Source organism: Mesorhizobium sp. WSM4836, from assembly GCF_055811815.1.
The window spans coordinates 389011-400646 of record NZ_JBVVQF010000001.1; the positions used below are offsets into that span (position 1 = coordinate 389011).

11 protein-coding genes are annotated in these 11636 nt (G+C 63.0%); 3 read left to right on the forward strand and 8 right to left on the reverse strand.

All coding sequences use genetic code 11. The annotated features are described in order from the left end of the window. Positions 1-80: 80 nt before the first annotated feature. Entirely contained in the window at positions 81-512 is a 432-nt protein-coding gene (locus AC0L2P_RS01985) for a hypothetical protein (protein ID WP_473499649.1), read from the reverse strand. A gap of 567 nt (positions 513-1079) precedes the next feature. Here AC0L2P_RS01985 and AC0L2P_RS01990 point away from each other — a divergent pair. The 3 genes from AC0L2P_RS01990 (at position 1080) to AC0L2P_RS02000 (ending at position 3571) form a co-directional block, all read left to right on the forward strand. Further along, positions 1080-1520, forward strand: a complete 441-nt coding sequence (locus AC0L2P_RS01990; RefSeq protein WP_473499573.1) for an HlyD family secretion protein — start codon at positions 1080-1082, stop codon at positions 1518-1520. A 138-nt stretch (positions 1521-1658) separates the two neighbouring features. Beyond that, positions 1659-1961: an HlyD family secretion protein gene (locus tag AC0L2P_RS01995; protein ID WP_352826547.1), complete on the forward strand. Its 303-nt coding sequence runs from the start codon at positions 1659-1661 to the stop codon at positions 1959-1961. Continuing rightward, complete coding sequence (locus tag AC0L2P_RS02000; RefSeq protein WP_473499574.1) at positions 1958-3571, forward strand: DHA2 family efflux MFS transporter permease subunit; 1614 nt, start codon at positions 1958-1960, stop codon at positions 3569-3571. The genes AC0L2P_RS01995 and AC0L2P_RS02000 overlap by 4 nt, the downstream gene beginning before the upstream one ends. Positions 3572-3829: 258 nt before the next feature. Here AC0L2P_RS02000 and AC0L2P_RS02005 read toward each other — a convergent pair whose 3' ends face one another. From AC0L2P_RS02005 to AC0L2P_RS02035, 7 genes are all read right to left on the reverse strand, one after another. Then, entirely contained in the window at positions 3830-4582 is a 753-nt protein-coding gene (locus AC0L2P_RS02005) for a metallophosphoesterase family protein (RefSeq protein ID WP_473499575.1), read from the reverse strand. Continuing rightward, positions 4575-5387, reverse strand: coding sequence for a nucleotidyltransferase family protein (locus AC0L2P_RS02010; protein WP_473499576.1), 813 nt, complete (start codon positions 5385-5387; stop codon positions 4575-4577). Before AC0L2P_RS02010 ends, AC0L2P_RS02005 begins: the two co-directional genes overlap by 8 nt. Before the next feature lie 600 nt (positions 5388-5987). Next, a complete protein-coding gene (gene amaB, locus AC0L2P_RS02015; protein ID WP_473499577.1) occupies positions 5988-7499 on the reverse strand; it encodes an L-piperidine-6-carboxylate dehydrogenase in 1512 nt (503 codons plus the stop codon). A 287-nt stretch (positions 7500-7786) separates the two neighbouring features. Then, the gene (locus AC0L2P_RS02020; protein WP_473499578.1) at positions 7787-9061 is read right to left on the reverse strand and encodes an RNA polymerase sigma factor; all 1275 of its coding nucleotides are present in this window, start codon (positions 9059-9061) and stop codon (positions 7787-7789) included. Then, the gene (locus AC0L2P_RS02025) at positions 9058-9432 is read right to left on the reverse strand and encodes a YciI family protein (protein WP_473499579.1); all 375 of its coding nucleotides are present in this window, start codon (positions 9430-9432) and stop codon (positions 9058-9060) included. The genes AC0L2P_RS02020 and AC0L2P_RS02025 overlap by 4 nt, the downstream gene beginning before the upstream one ends. Positions 9433-9517: 85 nt before the next feature. Beyond that, the gene (locus tag AC0L2P_RS02030) at positions 9518-10636 is read right to left on the reverse strand and encodes a DNA topoisomerase IB (RefSeq protein WP_473499580.1); all 1119 of its coding nucleotides are present in this window, start codon (positions 10634-10636) and stop codon (positions 9518-9520) included. A gap of 110 nt (positions 10637-10746) precedes the next feature. Next, positions 10747-11631, reverse strand: coding sequence for a transglutaminase family protein (locus AC0L2P_RS02035; protein ID WP_473499581.1), 885 nt, complete (start codon positions 11629-11631; stop codon positions 10747-10749). Positions 11632-11636: the final 5 nt, after the last annotated feature.

The following is an 11636-nucleotide window of genomic DNA, read 5'->3' on the forward strand; positions in this document are numbered from 1 at the left end:
CGGGGCACGAGCCCTTCCAAATTCGGAAGCGCCCTCCACGGCGCGGAAAGAACGCGTGTTCCGCCGTTCCTCGTACCGCCTCAATGCACGATCAAGCCCTTCAGCCAGGCAACAAATCTGTTGCCGCGAACTATCCCGCGCACCCTGGCAGCGGCCCATCTCGCTTGCATCGTAGCGCCGACATGGCAATGGCAGACGATTTGGTGCAACTGCCGGTCGCTCAGTTCGAAGAAGCGCTTTGCCTCACCGTAGGTATCGTCGCTGAGGCCCATGGCACGCAGGACCGGATCCTCGAAAGCGACAGTGAGCGGCGTTCCAGCGCCACGCGATCTGTCGCGCGCTTCCCTGTTCATATATTCGGTGCCTGGAAGCGCCCCAAGGCATCGCGTCGGGTTTTGTTCGAGAAGTTCCGCCCAACGTTCAATCCGCTGGTTTCGAGTCATCGCCGGATACGCCGCGAAGGACTCAACTTCCGCGACGGCATGCAGTTGGTCGAGTGTTTGATGTTTCATGGTCGGCTCCTGTCGACAGGTGAATTCGCCCACGCCTATATGAGCAATTATCGCGCCGTCGAGCGCTGACAAGGCCGGACCGCCGCAACATGAAGCGTACGGATAATCTGGCCGGTGAAACGGCGCTGGAATCCAAACGCGCACGCACTCCTCGGTGGGTTCGATATCGACCCGTTAACCGAACCCGTTCCGCGCAGGAACTTTTGCGGAAGCTTGCCGTTTGGCTTTGCATGCGCTCTGGCGGCTGCAATATCAGTCTTGAAAGCAATTCCGTTGGACACGAAGCCTCAAAGCCTCGAACAAGACGTCGAGCCTGTAAATGAAACTCGGGAGCAACCGGCCCCGGCTAGAGAATCTCGCGAGCGATCGGCAGAGCCCCGGCAGGAAAAGCCCGACGGGAATGCCTCGCAACGAAAGGCCGGTCTGCTCGGCTTTCCCAGGCGCCATCCCTATGCCACCGCAGCCATCGCGCTAGCGCTGTTGCTCGTCGCGGCAGGCGGCGCGATCTGGTGGCTGAACGCTCGCCAGTAGGAATCGACCGACGACGCCTTCATAGACGCGCGCACGGTGACGATCGGTGCGCAAATAGCCGGCCGAATTTCCGAGCTGGCGGTTACCGACAATCAGCGTGTACAGGCGGGCGATGTCCTTCTGCGTATCGACGACAGCGACTATCAGGCAAACCTGAAGCAGGCCGATGCCGGCGTTGCCGCTGCCGAGGCCGAAATCGTCAATGTCAGCGCCCAGATCGATGCTCAAAACGCAAAGGTGAACGCTGCCCAGAGGCAGGTTGCACAGGCCAAGGCAGCGCTGGATTTCGCCAAGGCCGAGGATCAACGCAATCGCGAACTCCTGGCCAGGGGCACGGCAACGCAGCAGCAGGCGCAGCAGGCGGCATCGACGCTGCGTCAGGATCAGGCGGCGCTGGACAGCGCCGAGGCCAATGTCGCCTCGGCAAAAAGCCAGGTTTCGGTCTTGCAGGCGCAGGCCAGGAGCGCCGAGGCGTAGCTCGAGCAGGCCAAGGCCAGCCAGGAGCGAGCCCGCACGACGCTGTCGCGCACGACCATCACAGCACCCGCAGCAGGTCGGGCAACGAGCATTTCTGCTGCTAACGGCACCTACGCCCAACCCGGCCAGGTATTGATGATGTTCGTTCCCGACGAGGTCTGGGTGAAGGCCAATTTCAAGGAGACGCAGCTCGACCTGATGCGGCAGGGACAGCCGGTCGACATCGACATCGACGCCTACCCGGACAAATCCTTCCATGGCCGCGTCGACAGCATCCAGGCCGGCAGCGGCACCGCCTTCAGCCTCCTGCCGGCCGAAAATGCCACCGGCAATTACGTCAAGGTGGTGCAGCGCGTGCCGGTCAAGATCGTCTTCGACAAGCCGCCGGACGTGCTTCTCGGTCCAGGCCTGTCGGTGGTGCCGACGGTCAAGGTGCGATGAGCGGCGAAGCCGCCAGAAATCAGGGCGAAAGCCGATCAGCCGCCGGGACACACAATCCCTGGCTCATCGCCGTCGTCGTCTCCATCGCGACTTTCATGCTGGTGCTGGACACCTCGATCGCCAATGTCGCCCTGCGCAACATCGCCGGCAGCCTGGCGGCCGGAATGGACGAAAGCACCTGGGTGATTACCACCTATCTCGTTGCCAACTCGGTCATCATCCCGGTCAGCGGCTGGCTGGCAAATGTCATCGGCCGCAAGCGCTACTACATGCTCTGCGTTGCGACCTTCACCGTCGCCTCGCTGCTGTGCGGACTGGCGCCCAACCTGGAACTACTCATCCTGTTCAGGGTCCTTCAGGGCCTCGGCGGCGGCGGCATGGCGCCAAGCGAGCAATCGATCCTTGCCGACACCTTTCCGCCTGAAAAGCGCTCGCAGGCCTTCGCGCTTTACGGCATTGCCGTCATCGTCGCACCAACGGTCGGGCCGACGATCGGCGGCTGGCTGACCGACCATTTCTCCTGGCACTGGATCTTCTTCATCAACGTGCCGTTCGGCATCCTGTCGCTGGCCCTGGTGCAATGGCTGTTGGTGGAACCGGACGTACTCGAACGCGAACGCAAGGAACGGCTGAAGGGTGGCCTGAAGATCGACGGGGTCGGTTTCGTCCTGGTGGCGATAGCCTTGGGATGCCTGGAGATCTTCCTCGACCGGGGCCAGCGCTACGATTGGTTCGCCTCGAATTTCATCACCACCTTCGCAGTGATTTCCGCGATCGCGTTCCTGCTGCTTATCCCATGGGAAATCAGTCGCAGCGATCCGGTCGTCGACATGCGCCTGTTGTTCACGCGCCAGTTCGGCACGGCCTTCCTGGTCATGATGGCGGTCGGTGCCATCCTGTTCAGCACCACCCAGATCGTGCCGCAGCTGCAGCAGACGACATTTGCCTACACCGCGACGCTGTCGGGCCTTTCGATGATGCCGGGCGGCATCGCCATGCTGATCTTGATGCCGGTGTCCGGATTCGTAGGCAGCATCGTGCAGCCCAAATACCTGATCATGATGGGCATGTCGGTGGTCGCCGTGGCCCTTTGGCATATGACCTCGCTTACTCCGGACGCCAGCTTCCGATTCTTTGCCTTTGCCCGTGTTTTCCTGATGGTCGGGCTGCCGTTCCTGTTCATTCCCATCTCGACCGCGGCCTATGTCGGTCTGCCCCCGCAGAAGACCAACCAGGCCTCGGCGCTGATCAACGTCGCACGCAATATCGGCGGCAGCATCGGCGTCTCGCTGTCCAACACCGTCATTGCGCAAAGCTCCCAGATCCATCAATCGAACCTGGTTGGCCACACCGTGCAATCGTCGCCCGCCTATCAGCAGGTGCTTCGGCAGGCGACCGAGCATTTCGTCGCCCAGGGTTCGCCGATGATCGAGGCGAAGCAGCAGGCGATCGGCTGGCTTGGCCAGTTGATCGCCCGCCAGGCCACGCTGCTCGCCTATGTCGATGTCTTCCGCTACTGCGCGGTGGCGACGGCCCTGCTGGTTCCGCTGGCGCTGCTGCTGCGGTCAAGCAAGTCGGGCGGCAGCCAGCCGAATCCCGAAATGGGCTGACCCGCAGGCGCGACGGTGTGGTTCCAAAAACGGGCAAGCCGGGAACCAGCCGACCCGTTGCGTTGTTCTGCGCCAACAGGAGATGATTACGATGGCCACTATTCCCACACCCGAGCCGACACCGACCCCGGTGCCGCCGCCTCCCATCCCCGATCCCAAGCCCGTGCGTGAGCCGGACCCCGACAGGCTCCCCGACGAGGATCCCGTTCCCAACCCGGATGAAAACGACGTTCCACCAAAGCGGACGTTCGGCACGTATCAGATTTCGAGCATGGCGTAGGGGCGGCCGGTCGGCTTGGCGACATGCATGGCAACGTTATAGACCGACGCCCCGCCCGGCGTGCGGCCCTCATAGGCGCCGCGATGCGCATGACCATGCACAACCGCACTGACTTGAAACCGGTCTATCGTCTCGGCCAGACGTGACGAACCGAGAAACGGGAAGATCTCCAGCGGTTCGCCTTCGACCGTCTCGACGACAGGCGCGTAGTGCAGAACGACAAGCGTGCGTTTGGCACGGACCTGCCGCATCGCGTTTTCAAGCCGCATCGCTTCGTTCACGCTTTCCGCCACCATCGACTTGATCGCCGGTTCACCGAAGGAGCCGAGCATGCGTGACCCAAAGCCGCCAACGAAACCCTTGACCCCAACGAACCCGACCTCGTGAATCTCCGTCGCCTCGCCGTCGAGCAGGTGAACGCCCGCCTGGCGCAGAATATCGGTGACCTGCTCGACGGCGCCTGACTCATAGTCGTGGTTGCCAAGCACGGCGACGACCGGGATCGTGCAGGCACGCAGGTCCTCGGCAAGGATTTCGGCCTCCCGAGGCTTGCCGAGATTGGTAAGGTCGCCCGTCAGCACGAGGACCTGGGCTTCACGCGACATCTCGCCGAAAAGATCGCGGTACGAGTCCTGGTCCTCCTTGCCGACATGCAGATCGCCGATGGCGGCGACCTTGAGCGCCCCGCCGTTTTCCCCCTTCGCCGAACTGGTCTTGAGCTCGTCAGCCATCACTATATTCTCCTTCACCGCCGACGTCGGCAAAGCCCCATTCCTTGACGTCGATCTCATAGTCGTTTCGTGAAAGCATGCGCCCGCGGCAGATCCGCATGCGGGAAGGCGGCAATTCGCGCTGCTTGGCCAGCCGGTCAAGCAACTCATCTAGCATCCACGCGGGCACGCAATCCCGCTCGGTCGGATAGATCCATCGGAAGTTCAAGAGGTGCATCAGCAGAACTTCCCAATGGACCTCCATATAGGAAAGCAGCCTTTGCCAGTCGATCTGATCGTGCGCCTTGAGGATGGTGTGCGCGACGTCGGCGCCATCATGGCGCCCGCGATCCTGGATGAAGCATTTGGACCAGATAAGCTCGGTTGGGCCGATGATCCGAACCTGGCTGCCCAGCAATTCGCCCTGACGGGCGTGCTCCAGCCACCGGTCGTCGACGGGCATTGTGCCGTTCATCGAGGCGAAAATGACGTCGAAAAAATGTGTGCCCTTGAACACTTTGCCGAGCCACCGGTCGTCCTCGACCACGGCGGCATAGCCGATCCGCTTGAAATGGGCGAGGATGCGCGGGCAGTCGCCGGCCTTGCAGAAAATGTCGAGATCCTTGGTCTGCCGGGTGATCCCGGTATAGGCGCTTACGGCATAGGTGCCGGCGACGAGAAAGGGGATGCCGGTCGCGACAAGCTCGCGGATCGCTTCGATATAAAAGACCTCCGCCTCGGCATTGCGAAGCGTCGGGGCGGCCTTTGGATCGACCGACGGAACAGATGCCGGGATGGCGCTTTCCGGTGGGGGATCGATGATCATAAGCAACAGCTCCTGGCCCGGCAGACCAGCAGCCGCCTGTATCTAATAGCCAAGCGTGCCCGATGGTTCCGCCGTTGCGCGCCATTGCCACCCTCGCCTGCTGCATCAGGCGGGCACACCGCCGTGATAGGCCTTCGAAACGGTCATGGCCCTCGGCTGCGGCGGCAGCCCTAGAAAGACATATGAGCGGTCATTTTTGACGTCAACATCGCAGCGCGGTCACCCCCAAGCGCGCCGAGGCGGAGTAGGCCCGCTATCATCCTCAGGTCTGGAAAGGATTGGCTTCAACATAGTTCCCGAGCTGTCGGAGGCGCCGCGCACTCGGCGCAACAGCCGCTTGAGCGCCCGCGGCCACACCGATGCTGTTTGCCGGAAAGCTGCAGGCGGCGTGGCAAAAAGGCCATTCTCCATTTTTGTAGTTCCTCACCATCTCGGTCCAATCGGCGTTCTTCAACGAGCAACACTGGTGTTGGTTCCGCGTTGCCGTCGGGGAACACTTGGCCAGGCGAAGCCACCATTTATGAGTTCGAGCAGGCCAGCTGAACGGGAGCCGAAAGCGGTCGTGGCGGCCTGGCGCCGCCGCGACAGAGGTCTGGCATTTCAATCGATGTCGAACGACACGCCCTGCGCAAGCGGCAGCGCCTTGGAATAGTTCACCGTATTGGTGGCGCGCCGCATATAGGCCTTCCAGGCATCGGAGCCGCTCTCACGGCCGCCACCGGTCTCCTTCTCGCCACCGAAGGCACCGCCGATTTCGGCCCCCGACGTGCCAATGTTGACGTTGGCGATACCGCAGTCGGACCCATCAACGCTGAGGAAGCGCTCGGATTCCTGCAGGTCGCGGGTAAAGATCGATGATGACAGCCCCGCTCCCACCGCATTGTGTTCTTCCAGCACGGCGTCGAAGTCCGAATATTTCATCACATAGAGGATCGGCGCGAAGGTCTCCTCCGTCACCGGCGAAACCTGCCGCGGCATCTCGACCAGCGCCGGACGGACATAGTAGGCCTCGGGGTGACCGTTCTCGACCCGCATTCCGCCGGTTATCTTACCGCCATGCGAAGCCGCCTCCTCCAGCGCCTTCTGCATGTTCTCGTAGGCAGCCCTGTCGATCAGCGGGCCAACCAGAGCGCTTGTCTCCAGCGGATTGCCGACCGAGACGCTTTCATAAGCTTTCTTCAGGCGCGGAACGAGTTGGTCGTAGACGCTCTCGTGCACGAACAGGCGCCTGAGCGTCGTGCAGCGCTGGCCGGCCGTGCCCATGGCGCCGAAGGCGATGGCGCGGAGCGCCATGTCGAGATCGGCCGTCGGGCAGACGATGCCGGCATTGTTGCCGCCGAGCTCCAGCACCGCACGGGCAAAGCGCTTCGCCAGCCGTGGGCCGACGTCCCTGCCCATGCGCGTCGAGCCGGTGGCCGAGACCAGCGGCACCTTGGGATGATCGACCAGGATCTCGCCGACGGCGCGATCGCCGATCAGAACCGGCGCCAGCCCGTTCGGCGCATCGCCGAAACGTTCTGCTGCACGCTTGAAGATCGCTTCGCAGGCGAGCGCCGTCAACGGCGTCTTCTCGGACGGCTTCCACACCACCGCGTCGCCGCAGACCAGCGCTAGTGCCGCGTTCCACGACCATACCGCGACCGGAAAGTTGAAGGCCGAGATGACGCCGACGACGCCGAGCGGATGCCAGGTTTCCATCATGCGATGGCCGGGACGCTCGGTGGCGATGGTCAGGCCGTACAGTTGCCGGGAAAGACCGACGGCGAAATCGCAGATGTCGATCATCTCCTGCACTTCGCCAAGACCCTCGGACGGGATCTTGCCGACTTCGATCGATACCAACCGGCCAAGCTCGGCCTTGTGTGCGCGCAATTCGTCGCCGAGCAGCCGTACCAGCTCGCCACGCTTGGGAGCCGGCACCTGCCGCCACGCCAGGAAAGCCTTGTGGGCATTGTCGATGGTCGTCGTCGCGTCGGCCGGCGAAATGGTCTTCAGCGCGGCGATCTGCTCGCCGGTCACCGGGCTGCGCACGATGAGATCGCCGCCCGTAAGCGCGCCCTCGGCAACGCCCAGTTTCGCCAGAAGCGCGGCCGTTTCCTTCGCAATCGTCATTTTCGTTTCGTCCCTTTCAGATGTCGCTCATATGGCGTCGGTCCAAGCTTTTCGCCATACCGGTTCCCTGCCGGTCGGGCACACCAGGCGCTGTCATGGCGTGGCATTACGCGCTTCAGGGAAAAATCGCCACCCCGGCATGGTCCAAGCCTGCGTCCGACTGTTGAACCAACGAGATAGAGCGAATTAGAGCAATTCCAGGAAAAGTGTGCACGGTTTTCCGTCCGGAATTGCGTCAAAACAAAGAGATAGAGCGCTTCACCGTTTCGGTGAAACTGCGAAGCGCTCTAGTGTGCCGTCTTGGCGGTTTCCCGCACGGCGCTTTCTTTGATCAGCCGGTCGATATGCATGCGGATATGCGCTGCCTCGGCGGCCGTATTGGCAAGCGCGATGGCGCGGTCGAAAGCGACGCGCGCCTCCTCGCCGCGGTCAAGCTGCATTAGCAGTCCGCCCTTGAGGCCAAAGAAATGGAAATAGCCGGAAAGCCTTCCCTCCAGCGGCTCGATCATCGCGAGGGCGGCTTCCGGTCCGCGCACCTTAGAGACCGCGACGGCGCGGTTGAGGGTCACCACCGGCGACGGCTGCATCTGCTCGAGCAGGCCATAGAGCAGGTCGATCTCGTTCCAGTCCGTATCCTCGGGCTTTTCCGCCCGCGCATGCATTGCGGCGATCGCCGCCTGCACCTGGTAGGGACCGGGCTTGCGATGGCGCAACGCCTTATCGACCAGCGCAAGGCCCTCATCGATCATCTTGCGGCTCCACAGGCTGCGGTCCTGGTCTTCGAGCAGCACGATCTCGCCGTTCTCGTCGAAGCGGGCCGGCGCGCGTGCATGCTGCAGCAGCAACAGCGCCGTCAGCCCCATGATCTCCGGCTCGGTCTGAAACAGCCTGAGCAGCAGGCGGGCCAGCCGGATCGCCTCTTCGGAAAGCGGCGCACGCGCCGAAGCCTCGCCGCTGTTGCTGGAATAGCCTTCGTTGAAGATCAGGTAGACCATGGCGGCGACGACGGCGAGCCGTTCGGAGCGCTCGACCGCTCCCGGCGTCTCGAACGGCACCCCGGCGTCGGCGATGCGCGCCTTGGCACGAGTGATACGCTGCTCCATGGCGCTTTCACCGACGAGGAAGGCGCGGGCGATCTGTTTGACCGTCAGGCCGGAGACGATGCGCAACGCCACCGCGATCTGCTGCGTGGCCCGCAGGTCGGGATGGCAGCAGATAAACAGCAGCCGCAAAATATCGTCGCGGTAATGCGCCCCGTCCAGACGCTCGGCGACGTCGCTCTCGGCATCCTCCAGATCGGAGATCTGGTCCTCTTCCGGCAGCGGCGCCTGCTTGGCGCGCTTGCGCACCGCATCGATGCCGCTGTTGCGGCCGACGAAGATCAGCCAGGCTGCCGGATCGCGCGGCGGGCCGTTTTTCGGCCAGTTGTTCAGTGCCCTCAGGCAGGCGTCCTGGAATGCTTCCTCCGCGGCGTCGAGGTCGCGGAAGTAGCGCAGCAATGCTCCCATCGCCTGCGGGCGAGCGGTGCTGATTGCCGTGCTGATCCAGGCGAGTTCGGTCATGCGGAAACCTTGGCGGGATTGAAGAGCGAGACCGGCCGGATTTCGTAGGAGCCGCCGCTCGGGTTGACCTCGGAAAGCTCGCGCGCGAAGTCGACGGCCTCCTCGAGGTCGGCGCATTCGAGCGTGTAGAAGCCGAGGAACTGTTCCTTGGTTTCGGCAAACGGGCCGTCGATGACGATCGATTCGCCCTTGACCTTCCTCAGCGTCGTCGCCGCGGTCGTCGGCAAGAGCCGCGCCACCGGGCCAAGCCGGCCCGCCTGGGCATATTTTTCTTGCACGCCGATAAGCTTTTCCATGACTGCATCGTCCTGCTCCTTGCTCCAGGAGCAGACGACGTCTTCAGAGGCATAGCAGAGGATCGCGTAGAGCATTGGTCGTCCTTTTCTCTGTCAAAGGACGAAACACTAGGACCGATGCCGACATGGCGTCGACAAAAAAATACGCTCCGTTCCGGCGTCATTCCCTCGCCTTCAGCCATCTCAAGACCAGGGCCTCCTCGTCGTCGAGCCCGGCGATCGAGCGCTTGCCTTTGTTGGCATCCGCCATTTCGTCAAGCAGCCGTCCTTCGGACCAGGCGCGGAACACTTCCGGATGGATGTAGCATTGGCGACAAACCGCGCGTGTGTTGCCAAGCCGCTCGGCAACCTTGTCGATGACATTGTTCATCACCCGCTTTTGCTGCGCCTGGCTTTCCGGACGTTCGGTTTGCGCAAACAGCGACGCGGCATGAATCGTGCCGCCCCAGGTTCTGAAGTGCTTGGAGCTGAACTCGACGCCGGCATTTTCCCTGATATAGCGGTTGACGTCGTCTGAGCGCACCGGACGCCTGTTTCCATCCTCGTCGAGATACTGGAACAACTTCTGCCCCGGCAGGTCCTGCGCCCCACGCACGACCTTGGCAATGCGGCGATCGACGAGCTTCAATCGCCATTCCTTGCCGGACTTGCCGATGAAGGCGAAACGCAGGCTCGAGCCCTTGATGTCGACATGGCGGTCGCGCAGCGTGGTCAACCCAAAACTCTTGTTCTCGCGGGCATAGGCGGCATTGCCGACACGGATCATCGTGTTGTCGAGCAGCCAGACGATAGCCGCGACGACGCGTTCCAGCGGCAGGCCGTGACGGCGCAAATCGACGTCGATCTGCCGCCGCAGTTCGGGCAGGCTTTCGGCGAAGGCGATCAGGCTCGAGTATTTGACGCCGTCGCGCTCCTCGGCCCAGTGCGGATGATAGCGGTATTGCTTGCGCCCGCGTTGGTCCCGACCGGTTGCCTGGATGTGACCGTCGGCATCCGGCGAGATCCAGACATCCGTCCAGGCCGGTGGAATGGCGAGCGCCTTGATGCGTGCCAGCGCCTCCCCGTCGACAATCCGCCCGTCGGGTCCTTTGTAAGAGAACCCCTTGCCCGAACGCAGCCGGCGAATACCGGGTTCAGTGTCGCTGACATAGTTGAGCGAAGCCCGAACGGCCGAGGCTTGCGCGCCGTTCTCCAGCGCTCCGTTCTGCGGCACCCCGTTCCTTGGTGCAGCTTTCCTCACAGCCGATCGGCCACACGACGACCCGGATTTGTCCAGCATGTCCTCTCCACGGAATTTCCGTAGATAAGCCGCTTGCCGGCTGCGGGTTCCACCGCCTCTTGGTTCCAAAATGGCCTATCGACGTCGCCGTGCAACGAAGACGTGCGTCGTCATGCCTTTTCGAGCACCACCGGAATGACGTCGACCGCCTGCTCCCCGACCTGCCCGCCGGTGGTTTTCAGCACGCCGACGATCGGCGCCACATCGGAGTAGTCGCGGCCGTAGCCGACCGTGATATGGTCGTTGCTTGCCCGCATGCCATTGGTCGGATCGAATTCCTGCCAGCCGGCATCGCGCCCGCACCACACCTTGACCCAGGCATGCATGGCGTCGGCGCCTTCAAGCCGCGGCTTCCCGCGCGGCGGGATGGTGCGCAGGAACCCGCTGACATAGCCGGCGGGGATGCCCAAGCCGCGCAGGCCGGCGATCATGATGTGGGAAAAATCCTGGCAGACGCCGCGCTTCAGGCCGAAGGCGTCGCTGGCCCGCGTCTGCACGGTGGTCGCCTCGCCGTCATAGGTGAAATCGCGGTGAATGCGGTTGCACAGAGCCATGGCCGTGCCGACCGTCGAACTGCCGGCGCTGCCTTTCGCATAGGCAGTGATTGCCGCGTCGATGCCGGCATGATCGCTGGCGGCCAGAAAATGATGCGGCGACGCCGGCGCCAGCGAGTGCACCGCGCCGAGTTCTTCCCTCAGGCGGCGTATGTCCGGCGATACGTCGAGCCCGGGCTCGGGCCGCGACACTGAAACACGCGCACTCATCCTGATGGCCAGCGCATCATGCGCGTCGCGAAAGGCGATCGAGGTGACACTGTTGCCGAAAAAGTCGGAAAAGTCGGAACGTTCGCTGGGCGCCGGCACAAAAGACAGCGAAGCGGCGATGACGCGCTGCACCCCAGGAATGGTCGGCGGCAGCACACGCACCTGATGGCGGCCGCCGCCGGCCGCCGCATCATAGTCGTAACGCAGGTGAAGCCTGATGTCGTAGAGCATGCCGT